This window comes from Thermus sp. NEB1569 (assembly GCF_022385295.1).
Classification (GTDB): domain Bacteria; phylum Deinococcota; class Deinococci; order Deinococcales; family Thermaceae; genus Thermus; species Thermus scotoductus.
The window spans coordinates 1,835,836-1,850,685 of sequence record NZ_CP092445.1 but is presented as its reverse complement, the minus strand read 5'-3'; the positions used below and the strand labels follow the sequence as shown (position 1 = coordinate 1,850,685).

Sequence of the window (14,850 nt, the reverse complement as noted above, 5' to 3'; positions counted from 1 at the left end):
GCTATCATATGCATGTGCCCCAGGAGCGCACTACACGCCATTCGCATTACAACTTGAACTACCATTTTGTGTTCACCCCCAAGTATCGCAGGCATCTTTTTCATGGCGCAGTGCGGGAAAAGTTGATGCAGGTATTCCGGGAGACCTGCTTGACGAGGGACTGGATAGTTTTGGGCATGGAGGTCATGCCCGACCACGCCCACATCTTCGTGTCCGTGCCGCCCAAGTGGGCACCCTCGGACGTGGCGAAGATACTGAAGGGCGTATCGGCCCGGCGCATCCTGAAGGAGTTTCCCGGGCTTCGTGGGGGCGAGGGCAGCGGTCATCTGTGGACACCCTCGTTCTATGTGGGCAGCGCTGGGAACATCTCGGCTGGGGTGATAGAGCGCTACATCCAGGAGCAGCGAAAGCATCAGGTGGATGACGATGCGTAAAGCCTTCAAATACCGCCTGTACCCCACCCAGCCCCAACGGCGGGACTTGAACAAGACGCTGATGCTGTGCCGCCAGTTGTACAACGCGGCCTTGCAGGAGCGTAGGGATGCTTACAAGAAGGCCGGGAGGACTGTCGGCTTCTACGAACAGAAGAGGTATCTGCCCGAGATACGGGCCGAGCTGCCGGAGTACAAGCACATTCATTCCCAGGTCTTGCAGAACGTCATCGAACGGGTGGACCTGGCGTTCAAGGGCTTCTTCCGTAGGGTCAAGGCGGGACAGAAAGCGGGATACCCCCGCTTCAAGGGGCAGGGGCGCTACGACTCCTTTACCTTCCCCCAGGCCTACGAAACCGGGGTCAAGCTCCAGGATGGGGGAAGGCGTGTACTCCTCCACGGGATTGGCTCCGTCAAGGTCAAGCTCCACCGCCCTTTGGAAGGGAAGATCAAGACGGCGACGGTTAAGCGGGAAGGCGAGCATTGGTACATCATCTTCATCACCGAGGTGGACCCCAAGCCTTTGCCTCCAAGCGAGGAGGCCATCGGCATAGACCTGGGCACCAACCCCCACTTCCTCGTTACCTCGGAGGGGGAGATGGTAGAGGCCCCTCGGTACTTCCAGAAGGCGCAGGCTAAACTCGCCACCGCCCAGCGCAGCCTTGCCCGGAAAAAGCGGGGCAGTAACCGCCGCCGTCAGGCCAGAAGGCGGGTAGCCAGACTGCACCGCAAAATCGCCAACCAGCGCAAAGACTTCCACCACAAGGTAGCCAGGAAGCTGGTAAACCGCTATGGAACCATCGTCCACGAAGACCTGAACGTTCAAGCCCTTTCCCGCTCCTATATAGCCAAGGGCGTACAGGATGCGGGCTGGGCCCAGTTTCTCCAAATCCTCGCCTACAAAGCGGAAGAAGCTGGTAGGCGAGTCATCAAGGTAGACCCCAAGTACACCAGCCAGGACTGCCCGGTGTGCGGCCATAGGGAGAAGAAGCCTCTCTGGGTGCGGGCGTACACCTGTCCCCAGTGTGGGGCGCTTCTCCACCGGGATGTGGCCGCCGCTCAAAACATCCTGGCAAAGGCCTGGACGGGGCCTTCGGGGGAGACCCCGCGTGCTTTCCCGCAGGGAAACACCCCGAGAAGCCCTGGACTTTAGTCCGGGGAGTCGTCACCACATTAACCAGACAGGCCACCACCTCGGCATGCTTCGGACCGATAGGGCTCATCTGGTACACCTCCCCGTCCAAAAGTTCCACCCCCGTGACCCCCTGGAAGAGGCGCTCGAACTCCTCGATCCCAAACCGGTACCGCTGGGCCATGGCCCTAGCGTAGCATGGGGGCATGAACCCGGTGCAGTTCATCCGCGAGAAGCGGGAGGGCCTGAAGCACAGGCGGGAGGACCTGAAGGCTTTCCTCGAGGGCTACCTGAAGGAAGAGGTGGCGGACTACCAGGTATCCGCCTGGCTCATGGCTGCCTTCCTGAGGGGCCTGGACCCGGAGGAAACCCTATGGCTTACGGAAACCATGGCCTACTCGGGGAGGGTCCTGGACCTCTCCCACCTGCCCCACCCCGTGGACAAGCACTCCTCCGGGGGGGTGGGGGACAAGGTGAGCCTGGTGGTGGGGCCCATCCTGGCGGCGGCGGGGTGCACCTTCGCCAAGATGTCGGGCCGGGGCCTGGCCCACACCGGGGGGACCATCGACAAGCTGGAATCGGTTCCAGGCTGGCGGGGGGAGATGACGGAAGGGGAGTTTCTGGAAAGGGCCGAGCGTATCGGCCTGGTCATAGCCGCCCAAAGCCCGGACCTGGCCCCCTTGGACGGCAAGCTCTACGCCCTAAGGGATGTCACGGCCACGGTGGAGAGCATCCCCTTGATCGCCAGCTCCATCATGAGCAAGAAGCTGGCGGCCGGGGCCAGGAGCATCGTCTTGGACGTAAAGGTGGGCAAGGGGGCTTTCATGAAGACCCTGGAGGAAGCCCGGCTTCTCGCCAAGACCATGGTGGGGATCGGCCAGGGGGCGGGGCGAAGGGTTAGGGCCCTCCTCACCAGCATGGAGGCCCCCCTGGGTCGGGCGGTGGGGAACGCCATAGAGGTCCGGGAGGCCATAGAGACCCTGAAGGGAAGGGGACCGGAGGACCTTTTGGAGGTGGCCCTGCGCCTTGCGGAGGAGGCCTTGAGGCTTGAGGGGCTGGACCCAAGCCTGGCCCGTAGGGCCTGGGAAAGCGGCAAGGCGCTGGAAAGGTTCCAGGCCTTCCTCGAGGCCCAGGGGGGAAATCCCCGGGTGGTGGAGGACTTCTCCCTGCTTCCCCTGGGGGAGGAGCTTCCCCTCGCCTCGGAGAAGGAGGGCGTGGTGCAGGAGGTGGATGCCTACCGGGTGGGCCTGGCGGTTTTGGCCCTGGGGGGCGGGCGTAGGAAGAAGGGGGAGGCCATCGACCACGGGGTGGGGGTCTATCTCCTGAAGAAGCCCGGGGACCGGGTGGAAAGGGGAGAGGTTCTGGCCCTGGTCTACCACCGCGGGAAGGGCCTGGAGGAAGCCCTGGCCCACTTAAGGGAGGCCTTCCAGCTGGGACTTTCGGCAAGCCCCCTGCCCCTGGTCCTGGATGCTGTGCCTTGAGGCCGCGATAGGGTTGCGCGGGGCAGGTGGCGGAGGGATGGGGTGTACAGGGTATACTCTTCCGGATGAAGCGGCAGGCTAGAAGGCCCTTGCGCTATACCCTTCTCCTCGCCCGAAGCGGCGGGGGGAGCCGGGCGGTGTCCCTGCCGGGGTGGGCCGTGGCCCTCTTCTTGGCCCTCCTAACTCTTTGGACCGGGGCTAACCTCTACCTCTGGCATAAGAGCCGGGAGGCCCGAACCCTGGAGGTTCGCCTCCAGGCCCTTTCCCAGGAGGCCAGGAGGCTTTCCTTGGCCCTCGAGGCGGAGCGGGCCAAAAACGGGGCCCTTTCGGAGGAGGCCAGGCGCACCAAGAAGGAGCTTGAGGAGATCAAGAAGGCCATAGAGGAGCTCCGCCGCCGGGCGGGGCTTTCCCCTTTAAACGCCCTTCCCGTGCGCTACCAGGAAGGGGGCCAGGGGGGTGGGGCTGTGGCTTCCTCCGAGGAGTCCCTGGCGGGCTGGGCGGAGGTGCGGGCCGAGGCCCTGGACCTAAGGAACCAGCTTAAGGAGGTGGTGCCGGCCCTGGAAAGGACCCTGGAGGTGGAGCGAAGCCTCCCCCGGGGCCTACCTCTAAGGGGCTACGAGGGGGTTACCTCCTACTTCGGCATGCGCAAGAACCCCTTTGGCCCGGGGTATGAGTTCCACGACGGCCTGGACCTCTCCGCTCCCTACGGCGCCCCCGTCTACGCCACGGGAAGCGGGGTGGTGGCCCGGGCTGGCTGGATGGGGGCCTATGGCCTCGCCGTCCTCCTGGACCACGCCGAGGGGTACCAGAGCCTCTATGGCCACCTTTCCCGCATCCTGGTGCGTCCCGGGCAGAGGGTGGAGAAGGGGCAGGTCCTGGGGTACGTGGGCTCCACGGGCCGCTCCACCGGTCCCCACCTCCACTACGGCGTCTACCGCTACGGGTCCCCCGTGGACCCGAGGCCCTACCTAGACCCCCTTTGGGCCTCCCGTTAAAATGGGGCGGATGCTGGGGAGAAGGCAGGCGGGGGCCCTCACCTATTTGGGGCCGGAAACCGAGGTCCTGGGGGACCTGAAGGCCAAGGGCCAGGTGCGCATCGACGGCCTGGTCAAAGGCTCGGTCTACGTGGAAGGGGAGCTGGAGGTGGGCCGCACCGGCCGGGTTGAAGGGGAGAAGGTGGAGGCAGGGAGCGTGCAGATCCACGGGGAGGTGAAGGCGGACCTGGTGGCCCAGAAGGTGAGCCTTTCCAAGACGGCCCGCTTCACCGGCACGGTGCGGGCCCAGGCCCTGGACGTGGAGGCGGGAGCGGTCTTCATCGGCCAGAGCCTGGCGGGGGAGACCAGGGCCCTCGAGGCTCCCAAGGAGGCATAAGCGTGGCCCTAGAGCGGCTTTTCCGCAAGAAGAGGCCCAGCGGGGAAAACCGGGATGTCCCCGAGCTCTGGACCAAGTGCGAGGCCTGCGGGGCCCAGCTCTACAAGAAGGAGTTCCGGGAAAACCTCTACGTCTGCCCTAAGTGCGGCCACCATCACCGGGTGCCCGCTTCCGAAAGGGTGGAGATGCTGGCGGATGCCGGCACCTTCCAGGAGATCACCGGGCTTAGGCCCCTGGATCCCTTAGGCTTCGTGGACACCAAGCCCTATGCGGAAAGGCTCAGGGCCTACCAGGAGGAAACCGGTCGCAAGGACGCCATCCTGGGGGGCACCTGCACCATCGGCGGGGTGCCTGCGGTCCTTCTGGTGATGGACTACGCCTTCGCCGGGGGGTCCATGGGGAGCGTGGTGGGGGAGGAGATCGCCCGGGGGGCGGAACGGGCGGCGGCGGAGGGCCGGGCCCTGGTGATCGTGGCCGCCTCGGGCGGGGCCAGGATGCAGGAGGCGGCCCTTTCTCTCATGCAGATGGCCAAGACGGTGATGAGCCTGGACCGCCTCTGGGAGAAGCGCCTTCCCTATGTTTCCATCCTCACCGATCCCACCACCGGGGGAGTCACCGCCAGCTTCGCCGCCCTGGCCGACGTGATCTTCGCCGAGCCCGGGGCCCTGATCGGCTTTGCCGGGCCCAGGGTCATCCGCCAGACCATCCGCCAGGAGCTGCCCGAGGGCTTCCAGCGCTCGGAGTTTTTGCTGAAGCACGGGATGGTGGACCGGGTTACCGATCGCAGGAAGCTCAAGGGCGAGCTGGTCCGGGCCCTTCGTCATCTGCACCCTGGAGTTCCCTATGCCGTTGGAGTTTGAAAAGCCCATCCTGGAGCTGGAAAAACGCATCGCCGAGCTAAGGGAGACGGCCCGCACCACGGGGGTGGACCTCGAGGCGGAGATTCGCCTTTTGGAGGACCGCCTGGCCAGGCTCAAGGAGGAGGTCTACGGGAGCCTCAACGCCTGGCAGAGGGTGCAGCTGGCCCGGGCCCAGGGCCGCCCCACCACCCTGGACGTCCTGGAGAAGGCCTTCCAGGACTTTTTGGAGCTCCATGGGGACCGGGCCTTCGCCGACGATCCCGCCATCGTGGGAGGGCTCGCCTACTTGGAGGGGCAGAAGGTGGTGGTGGTGGGCCACCAGAAGGGGCGGGACACCAAGGAAAACCTCCACCGTAACTTCGGCATGCCCCACCCCGAGGGGTACCGCAAGGCCATGCGCCTCATGGACCTGGCGGACCGGTTCGGCTATCCCTTCCTCTCCTTCATCGACACCCCGGGGGCCTACCCGGGGGTTTCCGCGGAGGAGCGAGGCCAGGCCTGGGTCATCGCCCAGAGCATCCAGCGCATGAGCCGCCTGAAGGTACCCGCCATCGCCCTCATCCTGGGGGAGGGGGGTAGCGGGGGGGCCCTGGCCATCGGGGTGGCCAACCGGGTCCTCATCATGGAAAACGCCTGGTACTCGGTGATCAGCCCCGAGTCCTGCGCCGCCATCCTCTGGCGGGATGCCAAGGAGGCCCCCAAGGCCGCCGAGGCCTTGAAGCTCACCGCAAGGGACCTCCTGGCCCAGAAGGTGGTGGACGCCATTGTCCCCGAGCCCGAGGGCGGAGCCCACAAGGACCCCGAGCAGGCCATCCGCAACATCAAGGAAGCCCTTCTGAAGACCCTCGAGGAGCTCAAAGGGCTTTCCCCGGAGGAGCTCTACCGGGACCGTTACCGCCGCTTCCGCACCCTTGGGGCCTACGCCGAGTCTTAAGGGGCCTTGTCCCTTTTCCCTCAGGATTTTCACAGGGAGGCTTTAGCCTGAGGGCGGAGGTGAGGATTATGCGGAAGCTCCTTTTGGCCATCCTGGGTTTTGGGGCGGCGTTGGCCCAGCAGATAAGCCCCCAGGGGATCATTGTGAATCCCGCGCCCACCGACCTTCAGGTGAAGGTCTGGGTGGACAAGGACCCCGGGAAACGGGGAGGTGCGGTTTACCAGATTGGTGAGCCCATCTTCATCTACGTGAACGTGAACCAGGATGCCTACGTCTACCTCTTCAACATCAATGCCGACGGCAGGATTGATCCCATCCTGCCCAACGCCTTCGAACGGAACAACTTCCTCCGGGCCGGGGAAACCCGGCGCTTTCCCCCGGAAGGGGCCCGCTACCGCTACACGGTGACGGGTCCCGAGGGTGAGGACCGCATCCTGGCGGTGGCCAGCAAGCGCCCCCTTTCCCTGGGGGAGATCCTGGATGTGGAGCGCAATCAGGTGCGGGTCCAGGGGGCGGAGGGCTTAGCCCGGGCGCTTTCCATCGTGATTGAGCCCATCCCCGACAAGGACTGGGTCACCGACGTGGCCCGCTACTTCGTGGGCCGGGTCACGGCTCCCCCGCCGACCCCGGCCACGGCCACCCTGGTGGTGGACTCGAGGCCCGCTGGCGCCGAGGTCTACCTGGACGGGCGGATGAGCGGGCGCACTCCTGTTAGCCTCCAGGTGAACCCGGGCCGGCACGAGGTGGAGCTTAGGCTTGCCGGCTACCAGCCCTACCGGGTGACGGTGAACCCCAGGCCCGGGGAAAGGGTCCAGGTCTTCGCCCAGCTGGTGCCGGAGGCCAGGCAGGGGACCCTGGCCGTCACCTCCAGCCCTTCCGGGGCCGAGGTGTACGTGGAAGGAACCCTCAGGGGCCGCACGCCCCTTTCCCTAAGCCTGCCCGAGGGGCGGTATGCGGTGGAGCTTAGGGCGCCGGGCTACGAGCCCTACCAGGCCACGGTCCAGGTGCGAAGGGGCGAGACCACCCGGCTGGACGTGCGCCTGAACCCTGTCTCTCGCACCGGCATCCTTCTTCTGGAGTCCAGCCCCACGGGAGCCGAGGCCTACGTGAACGGCACCTTGCGGGGCCGTACCCCCTTGCGCCTGGTGCTGGAGGAGGGAACCTACCAGGTGGAGCTCAAGGCCCCGGGTTACGAGCCCTACCGGGCCACGGTGCGGGTGGAACGGGGCCGGGAAACCCGGGTTTCCGCCACCTTGAGGCCCATCCGCACGGGGGAGCTTTATCTGGAGGCCAGGCCCGAGGGGGCTGAGGTCTACATCGACGGCCGTTTGATGGGCCGGGCGCCTTTAAGGATGACCCTCGAGGCCGGTCTCCATGAGGTGCGGGTGGTGGCCCCAGGGTACGGGGAGTACCGGGCCCAGGTGGAGGTGCGCCCCGGGGAAAGCGTCAGGCTTTATGTGGAACTCGTTCCGGTGCGGGCGGTGTTGGAGCTTTACCTGAACGTGGAGGCCCGGGTCTTCCTGGATGGGAAGGAAGTGGGGGTGGCCAAGGGCGGTTACCTGCGCCTCGAGGCGCCCTTTGGCGAGCATGAACTTACCTTGGTGGCCCCTGGGTACCGCACCCTGGTGGAAACGGTACGCATCACGGGGAACCAGGTGCTCCGGTATACCCTTAGGCCCCTCTGATGCCACCCCACCCCGGCGTCGCCGGGGTGGGGGCCCCGGCAAAACCTTTAGAGAAAAGAGGGGGTGTGGGGGAGCTATAATCCCCCGGTTTTTAAACCGGGGATACATGGACTCCCCCACGTCCACCACAGGTGGACACGGATTTGGTACTGTGTAGAAGAAGCCAGCCATGCGCAAAGCCTTCAAATACCGCCTTTACCCCACCAAGCCCCAACAAAAAGACCTGGAGCGCACCCTCTCGCTGTGCCGCCACCTCTACAACGCGGCCTTGCAGGAGCGTAGAGATGCCTACAAGAAGGCCGGGAGGACTGTCGGCTTCTACGAACAGAAGAGGTATCTGCCCGAGATACGGGCCGAGCTGCCGGAGTACAAGCACATTCATTCCCAGGTCTTGCAGAACGTCATCGAACGGGTGGACCTGGCGTTCAAGGGCTTCTTCCGTAGGGTCAAGGCGGGACAGAAAGCGGGATACCCCCGCTTCAAGGGGAAGGGGCGCTACGACTCCTTTACCTTCCCCCAGGCCTACGAAACCGGGGTCAAGCTCCAGGATGGGGGAAGGCGTGTACTCCTCAAGGTGTTTCCCTGGCGGGAAAGCAGCCACGGGATTGGCTCCGTCAAGGTTAAGCTCCACCGCCCTTTGGAAGGGAAGATCAAGACGGCGACGGTTAAGCGGGAAGGCGAGCATTGGTACATCATCTTCATCACCGAGGTGGACCCCAAGCCTTTGCCTCCAAGCGAGGAGGCCATCGGCATAGACCTGGGCACCAACCCCCACTTCCTCGTTACCTCGGAGGGGGAGATGGTAGAGGCTCCCCGCCACTTCCAGAAAGCCGAGGAGAAGCTGGCCAAGGCCCAAAGGGAGCTTTCCCGGAAGAAGAAGGGAAAGAGCGGCAGGAAGAAGGCCAGGCTCAAGGTAGCCAAGCTCCACCGCAAGATCGCCAACCAGCGCAAAGACTTCCACCACAAACTCGCCAGGAGGCTCGTAAACCGCTATGGAACCATCGTCCACGAAGACCTGAACGTTCAAGCCCTTTCCCGCTCCCATATAGCCAAGGGCGTACACGACGCGGGCTGGGCCCAGTTTCTCCAAATCCTCGCCTACAAAGCGGAAGAAGCTGGTAGGCGGGTCATCAAGGTAGACCCCAAGTACACCAGCCAGGACTGCCCGGTGTGCGGCCATAGGGAGAAGAAGCCTCTCTGGGTGCGGGCGTACACCTGTCCCCAGTGTGGGGCGCTTCTCCACCGGGATGTGGCCGCCGCTCAAAACATCCTGGCTAGGGCCTGGGCGGGGCCTTCGGGGGAGACCCTGCGTGCTTTCCCGCAGGGAAACACCCCGAGAAGCCCTGGACTTTAGTCCGGGGAGTCGTCACCATAGGGGCGTGGAGGCCATTGTTCTGGGAGGCGGCGAGGAGGCGTGGGCCCGAAAGTATGGGGTGCGGAGCAAGGCCCTGGTGCCCTACCGGGGAAGGCCCATGGCGGAGTGGGTGCTTTCCGCCTTGAAGGAGGCGGGGCTTTCCGTGGTCTACGTGGGGGAGAACCCGGGGCTAAACCCCTCTCCTCGCTTGACCTTGCCGGACAGGGGAAGCCTGCTTGGGAACCTGGAGGCAGCCTTAGAGCAGGTGGAGGGAAGGGTCCTGGTGGCCACCGCCGACATCCCCCACCTCACCCCGGAGGCGGTGCGCTATGTGCTGGAAAAGGCCCCGGAGGCTGCCCTCGTCTACCCCATCGTGCCCAAGGAGGCGGTGGAGGCCCGTTTTCCCCACACCCGGCGCACCTACGCCCGCCTGCGGGAGGGGGTTTTCACCGGGGGGAACCTGGTGCTTCTGGATAAGGGGCTTTTCTACCAGGCCCTGCCCCTGGCCAAAAAGGTGGTGGTCCTGAGGAAAAGCCCCTTGGCCCTGGCACGGCTCATCGGTCTGGATATCCTCCTCAAGCTTCTTCTGAGTCGGCTTTCCCTCCCCGAGCTGGAGGGAAGGGCCAGGAGGATCCTGGGGGTGGAGGCCAAGGCCCTCATCACCCCTTACCCCGAGGTGGGGGTGGACGTGGACCGGGAGGAGGAACTGGTAAGCTAAGCCCATGCGCACGGTGAAGGAACTCCGCCTGGCCGGGCTTTTCGCCTATCTGGCCGCCTTGGTGCTGGGCCTTCTCTTCTCCTACCTCCTGCACTCCCTCCTCGGGGGTGGGGGCAGGCTGGGGTGGGAGAGCTTTAACTTTACCGGCCTCCTGGAGGGGCTGGGGTTTCTCCTCTTCTTCACCTTTGCCCTCTACGTGGCCAAGAAGGCGGTGCGGGTGCCCTGCACCACCCTGCTCACCGCCGGGCTCCTCTGGCCCACCCCGGCCCGCCGCCTGGCGAGGCCCCTGCCCCGGGTGGAGGCCCTCGAGGCCTACGAGGGCCGGGGGGTGGCCCTGTTGGTGCAGGAAGGGCGCCCGGTGGGGCTTTTGGGCCTTTCCGACCACATCCTCCCTTTGGAGGAGGTCCCCAGCGTGGAGGCTGAGGTGGCGGTCAGCGAGCTCTCCCCCCTCTTCCTGAGGCAACCCCTGGTCCTGGTGGTGAAGGGGGAAGAGGTGGTGGGGGCCATCTCCCGGGAGGCCTTCTTCCGCTACTTGGGGGCCTAGCCCCTTGACAGGAGGGTTTATCCCCTAAAATAGGGGGGAGGGTGGCTTAGGAGGTGAAGGATGCCGCACGTGATCTGTGAACCCTGCATCGGCGTAAAGGACCAGTCCTGCGTGGAGGTCTGCCCCGTGGAGTGCATCTACGACGGGGGGGATCAGTTCTACATCCACCCCGAGGAGTGCATCGACTGCGGGGCCTGCGTACCCGCCTGCCCGGTGAACGCCATCTTCCCCGAGGAGGATGTTCCCGAGCAGTGGAAGTCCTACATCGAGAAGAACCGCAAGCTGGCCGGTTTGGGCTAGGAGTTTTGGCCCAGAGCGGGCTTAGGATTCGGGTGCACCCCACCTGGGCTCTCGCCCGGGTGGGGTGATGGGTTATAGTTCCCGCACGTACCAGCTCAGGGTGGGGCCCCCGTCCTTCACGTGGCGGAAACCCTGGGCCTGGAAGAAGGCCTTGGCCCGGGCGTTGTTGCCGTAGACCACCGCATAAAGCCGCTCGGCCCCCGTGAGGTGGGTTAAAAGGTGCTCCAGGGCCCTTCGTCCCAGGCCCTGCCCCTGGCGGTCTTCCCGGATGAGGAGGAGGCTTAGGGTGGCGTCCTCGGGCTCGGGGTAGCGGAGCTTGTAGTCCAGGTAGCCCACCGCCTCCGCTTCCTGGAAGAGGAGGAAGGCCCGGCGGCGCTCGTCCTTCTCCAGGGTGGAAAGGTCCCGGGCCACGTCCTCGAGGGCCGGGGGTTCCATGCCGATCAAGGCGAAGTACCCGGGGCTTCGCAGGAAGAGCTGGTGCAGGAGGGAAGCGTCCTCTGGGAGCACTGGACGTAGGCTCAGGTTAAGGGTCCGCATCCCTCCCATGCTACCGGCTGGGGTCTGAGAAAGGGGTGATAGCTTCCCCAAAAGGAAACCGCCGTGGGGGAAACCCACGGCGGTCCGGGTTGCCCTTTACCTGCGGGCCGGCTCCACCACGGTGACGTTCACCGCCTGGGGGCCCTTGCCGTTCTTGCCCGGCTCCACGTCAAAGGTGACGATGTCGCCCTCGTTCAGGGTGCGGAACCCCTTGGCGTTGATGGCGCTGAAGTGGACGAACACATCCGTGTCGCCCTCGCGCTCAATGAAGCCGTAGCCCTTCTCCGCGTTGAACCACTTGACCCGACCCTTCTGCATACTGCTCCTTCTCTTCCGAGCCCCAAGAGCTCGTATCCGGGGCCTTAGGGGTTGCTTTAGACCCAAGGGGCCACCCTATAGCGACCCGGAATGCCTCACTATACCACGAGGGGCCTACTTGCGGAAGAACCCCCGTAGCCTTTCAAAGAAGCCTTCGGGAGCCACTTCCTCTCCCACCTCCTTGGCGTAGGCCCTGAGGAGTTCCTTGGCCTTGGGGCTAAGGTTTTTGGGCACGGAAAGCTCCACCACCACCCTTAAGGCTCCCCGGCCCCCAGGGTAGGGAAGGCCTTCCCCGGGAAGCTCAAACACCTCCCCGTGCCCGGTGCCCGGGGGAATCTCCAAGGGGATGGGGCCCGAAAGCCCGGGCACCTCCACCCGGGTACCCAGGGCCGCCTGGGCCAGGCCGAGCTTGAGCCGGTAGACCAGATCCGCCCCTTCCCGCTCCAGGTGGGGATGGGGGCGGATCTTCAAGCGCACGTACAGGTCCCCGGGACCGCCGGGTCCCAGGTTGCCGTAACCCGGTACCCGAAGCAGGTGGTTCTCGTCCATGCCCGGGGGGATGCGTACCCGTACCCTTTCCTCCCTGGCCACCCGGCCCCGGCCCCGGCATACCGGGCAGGCCTCCGCCAGGAGATGGCCTTGCCCCTTGCAGTGGGGGCAGGTGGAGCGGGTCAGGAACCCGCCAAAAAGACCCTGACGATAGGTTTCCACCACCCCCCTACCCCCGCAGGTGGGGCAGGCCGTGCGCTTCCCCCCCTGGCCTCCGCAGGCCTCGCAGGGCACCAGCCGGGTGTAGGCCACCTCCACCTCCTTCCCCTCCAGGAGGTCCTTAAGCTCCACCTCCACCTGGGCCTCGAGGTCCTCCCCCCTGGGAGCGGTGCGCCCCGGGCGGAAGCCGAAGACCTGGGCGAAGAGGTCAAAGAGGTCCTCGGTGCGGAGCTCCGGTGCCCCTAAAAGCCCCCGGTCGTACTGGGCCCGCTTCTCGGGGTCGGAAAGGACGGCGTAGGCCTCGTTGATCTCCTTGAAGCGCTCCTCCGCCTCCTTGTCCCCGGGGTTGCGGTCGGGGTGGTACTGGAGGGCCAGTTTGCGGTAGGCCTTTTTGATCTCCTCCTGGGTGGCCTCCCGGCCCACCCCCAGGATGGCGTAGTAGTCCTTCATCCAGGTAGCACTTTACAAGGAAAGGGGCCTTGGGCTAAAGTGGGCCTCAATGAGGCTCCTGCGAGCTATCCGGTAGGGGGCCCCTTCCTTCGGGAAGGGCCCCCCCGGTATCGCCGCGGGGGCTTTTCTTATGCCCGCTTCCGGCGGGAGTAGAGGAGGCAAGATGCTGCTTCTGACCCCTGGACCCACCCCCATCCCCGAGCGCGTGCAAAAGGTTCTTCTCCGTCCCATGCGGGGCCACCTGGACCCCGAGGTGCTGGTGGTGAACCGAGCCATTCAGGAGAGGCTTGCCCGGCTTTTTGACCCCGGGGAAGGCGCCCTGCTGGCGGCTTTGGCGGGCTCGGGAAGCCTGGGCATGGAGGCCGGCCTCGCCAATCTGGACCGGGGCCCGGTCCTGGTGCTGGTGAACGGGGCCTTCTCCCAGAGGGTGGCGGAGATGGCCCAGGTGCACGGCCTGGAGCCCGCGGTTTTGGAGTTCCCTCCGGGCGAGCCCGTGGACCCGGAGGCGGTGGCCAAAGCCCTAAAGGTGAGGCGCTACCGCATGGTGGCCTTGGTGCACGGGGAGACCTCCACCGGGGTGCTGAACCCGGCCCGGGAGATCGGGGCCCTGGCCAAGGAGGCCGGGGCCCTTTTCTTCCTGGATGCCGTCACCACCCTAGGGATGCTTCCCTTCTCCATGCGGGAGATGGGGGTGGACTACGCCTTCACGGGCAGCCAGAAGTGCCTCTCCGCTCCCCCGGGCCTGGCCCCCATCGCCGTAAGCCTCGAGGCCCGCAAGGCCTTCACCGGCAGGCGGGGCTGGTACCTGGACCTTGCCCGGGTGGCGGAGCACTGGGAGCGGGGCGGCTACCACCACACCACCCCGGTCCTCCTGCACTACGCCCTGCTGGAGGCCCTCAACCTGGTCCTGGAGGAGGGGATGGAGGCCCGGGAACGAAGGGCGAAGGAGGTCTACGCCTGGCTGCTTGGGGAGCTAAGGGAACGGGGTTTCCGCCCCTACCCCAAGGCCAGCCCCCTGCCCACGGTCTTGGTGGTGCGCCCGCCTGAGGGGGTGGAGGCGGACCGCCTGGTGAAGGCCCTTTACGCCCAGGGGGTGGCGGTGGCCGGGGGAATCGGGCCCACCCGGGGGCAGGTTTTGCGGCTCGGCCTCATGGGGGAAGGAGCCCGGAGGGAGGCCTACCAGGAGTTCCTGGAAACCCTGGATAGGGTTCTGGCCCTAGCGTAGGAAGAAGTAGGCGTAGACCAAGGCCAGGGCCATGCGGTAATAGGCGAAGGGCCTGAAGCCGTGGCGCTCCACGAAGGAAAGCATCCAGCGCACGGTGAGGAGGGCGGTGACCAAGGCGGCGAGGAAGCCCATCCCAAGAAGGTTCCAGCCCCCCTGGGGCACCGCGGGAGCGCTTTTCAGGAGGTCGTAGCCCACGGCGGCCAGCATGGTGGGAAGGGCCAGGAGGAAGCTGAACTCCGCTGCTGCCTTGCGCCTCAAGCCCAGGAGGAGGCCTCCCAGGATGGTGGCCCCGCTCCGGCTGGTGCCGGGGAAGAGGGCCGCCAGGCCCTGGAAGACCCCGATTAAGGCCACCTGGGCTAGGGGGAGCTCCAGCACATCCCCATAGCGGGCCCGTTCCGCCAGGCGGTCGGCCAGGAGGAGGACCAAGCCCACGGAGAACAGAAAGAAGACCACGATGCCGTCGTTTCCCAGGATCTTCCCCTTGATGAGGGGGTAGAGGAGGAAGCCCATGGCCGCGGTGGGCAGGAAGGCCACTCCGATCCTGAGCCAGAGGGCCCGGTCCACCGCAAAGCGCCTTCCGTAAAGGAGGAGGATGGCCAGGATGGCCCCCAGCTGGATGGCGATGAGGAAGGTCTTGAGGAAGGGATCCTCTTGGATGGGCAGGCCCAGGAGGTGGAAGAGGAGGGTTAGGTGGCCGGTGGAGGAAACGGGCAGGAACTCCGTGAGCCCCTCCACCACCCCTAAGAGAAGGGCTTCCCAAAGGCTCATGGGGCCCATGCTACCATGGGAATCGTGGGTGCTT

At 65.6% G+C, this 14,850-nt stretch carries 17 protein-coding genes and 1 pseudogene; 13 read left to right on the top strand and 5 right to left on the bottom strand.

What is annotated here, in order from left to right; genetic code table 11:
• The first annotated feature begins 8 nt into the window (after nt 1-8).
• Nucleotides 9-434, top strand: a complete 426-nt coding sequence (gene tnpA / locus MI302_RS10570) for an IS200/IS605 family transposase (protein ID WP_239725753.1) — start codon at nt 9-11, stop codon at nt 432-434.
• Nucleotides 427-1,584, top strand: a complete 1,158-nt coding sequence (locus tag MI302_RS10565) for a transposase (RefSeq protein WP_239725752.1) — start codon at nt 427-429, stop codon at nt 1,582-1,584. Before tnpA ends, MI302_RS10565 begins: the two co-directional genes overlap by 8 nt.
• Before the next feature lie 46 nt (nt 1,585-1,630).
• Here the strand turns inward: MI302_RS10565 and MI302_RS10560 are convergent.
• A pseudogene (locus MI302_RS10560) lies at nt 1,631-1,747 on the bottom strand (Uma2 family endonuclease); the annotation flags it as partial.
• 22 nt (nt 1,748-1,769) lie between these two features.
• On the opposite strand from MI302_RS10560, the gene MI302_RS10555 reads away from it, so the two are divergent.
• From MI302_RS10555 to MI302_RS10510, 10 genes are all read left to right on the top strand, one after another.
• Nucleotides 1,770-3,044 (top strand): thymidine phosphorylase, encoded by a 1,275-nt coding sequence (locus MI302_RS10555; RefSeq protein WP_239725751.1) that lies wholly within the window; start codon nt 1,770-1,772, stop codon nt 3,042-3,044.
• A 65-nt stretch (nt 3,045-3,109) separates the two neighbouring features.
• Complete coding sequence (locus tag MI302_RS10550; RefSeq protein WP_239725750.1) at nt 3,110-4,039, top strand: M23 family metallopeptidase; 930 nt, start codon at nt 3,110-3,112, stop codon at nt 4,037-4,039.
• Nucleotides 4,040-4,049: 10 nt separating this feature from the next.
• Nucleotides 4,050-4,415 (top strand): polymer-forming cytoskeletal protein, encoded by a 366-nt coding sequence (locus MI302_RS10545; protein WP_239725749.1) that lies wholly within the window; start codon nt 4,050-4,052, stop codon nt 4,413-4,415.
• A 2-nt stretch (nt 4,416-4,417) separates the two neighbouring features.
• Nucleotides 4,418-5,275, top strand: a complete 858-nt coding sequence (accD, locus tag MI302_RS10540) for an acetyl-CoA carboxylase, carboxyltransferase subunit beta (RefSeq protein ID WP_239725748.1) — start codon at nt 4,418-4,420, stop codon at nt 5,273-5,275.
• Nucleotides 5,259-6,209 carry an acetyl-CoA carboxylase carboxyltransferase subunit alpha gene (locus MI302_RS10535; RefSeq protein WP_239725747.1) on the top strand — a complete coding sequence of 317 codons (951 nt, stop codon included), beginning with the start codon at nt 5,259-5,261 and terminating at the stop codon, nt 6,207-6,209. Before accD ends, MI302_RS10535 begins: the two co-directional genes overlap by 17 nt.
• 68 nt (nt 6,210-6,277) lie before the next feature.
• A complete protein-coding gene (locus MI302_RS10530; protein ID WP_239725746.1) occupies nt 6,278-7,894 on the top strand; it encodes a PEGA domain-containing protein in 1,617 nt (538 codons plus the stop codon).
• Nucleotides 7,895-8,063: 169 nt separating this feature from the next.
• Nucleotides 8,064-9,248, top strand: coding sequence for a transposase (locus MI302_RS10525; protein WP_239725745.1), 1,185 nt, complete (start codon nt 8,064-8,066; stop codon nt 9,246-9,248).
• Between the two features lie 25 nt (nt 9,249-9,273).
• Nucleotides 9,274-9,966, top strand: a complete 693-nt coding sequence (locus MI302_RS10520; RefSeq protein ID WP_239725744.1) for an NTP transferase domain-containing protein — start codon at nt 9,274-9,276, stop codon at nt 9,964-9,966.
• Nucleotides 9,967-9,970: 4 nt separating this feature from the next.
• Complete coding sequence (locus MI302_RS10515; RefSeq protein ID WP_126169691.1) at nt 9,971-10,510, top strand: hypothetical protein; 540 nt, start codon at nt 9,971-9,973, stop codon at nt 10,508-10,510.
• 60 nt (nt 10,511-10,570) lie between these two features.
• Nucleotides 10,571-10,810: a ferredoxin gene (locus tag MI302_RS10510; RefSeq protein WP_015716251.1), complete on the top strand. Its 240-nt coding sequence runs from the start codon at nt 10,571-10,573 to the stop codon at nt 10,808-10,810.
• Nucleotides 10,811-10,882: 72 nt separating this feature from the next.
• Here the strand turns inward: MI302_RS10510 and MI302_RS10505 are convergent, their stop codons facing one another.
• From MI302_RS10505 to MI302_RS10495, 3 genes are all read right to left on the bottom strand, one after another.
• Nucleotides 10,883-11,356: a GNAT family N-acetyltransferase gene (locus tag MI302_RS10505; protein WP_239725743.1), complete on the bottom strand. Its 474-nt coding sequence runs from the start codon at nt 11,354-11,356 to the stop codon at nt 10,883-10,885.
• A gap of 87 nt (nt 11,357-11,443) precedes the next feature.
• Nucleotides 11,444-11,665 (bottom strand): cold-shock protein, encoded by a 222-nt coding sequence (locus MI302_RS10500; RefSeq protein WP_014516375.1) that lies wholly within the window; start codon nt 11,663-11,665, stop codon nt 11,444-11,446.
• A gap of 114 nt (nt 11,666-11,779) precedes the next feature.
• The gene (locus tag MI302_RS10495) at nt 11,780-12,823 is read right to left on the bottom strand and encodes a DnaJ C-terminal domain-containing protein (RefSeq protein WP_239725742.1); all 1,044 of its coding nucleotides are present in this window, start codon (nt 12,821-12,823) and stop codon (nt 11,780-11,782) included.
• Between the two features lie 163 nt (nt 12,824-12,986).
• Here MI302_RS10495 and MI302_RS10490 point away from each other — a divergent pair, with 163 nt between their 5' ends.
• Nucleotides 12,987-14,048, top strand: coding sequence for an aminotransferase class V-fold PLP-dependent enzyme (locus tag MI302_RS10490; RefSeq protein ID WP_239725741.1), 1,062 nt, complete (start codon nt 12,987-12,989; stop codon nt 14,046-14,048).
• Here MI302_RS10490 and MI302_RS10485 read toward each other — a convergent pair.
• Nucleotides 14,040-14,825, bottom strand: a complete 786-nt coding sequence (locus MI302_RS10485) for an undecaprenyl-diphosphate phosphatase (RefSeq protein WP_126165544.1) — start codon at nt 14,823-14,825, stop codon at nt 14,040-14,042. The genes MI302_RS10490 and MI302_RS10485 overlap by 9 nt on opposite strands.
• Nucleotides 14,826-14,850 lie beyond the last annotated feature (25 nt).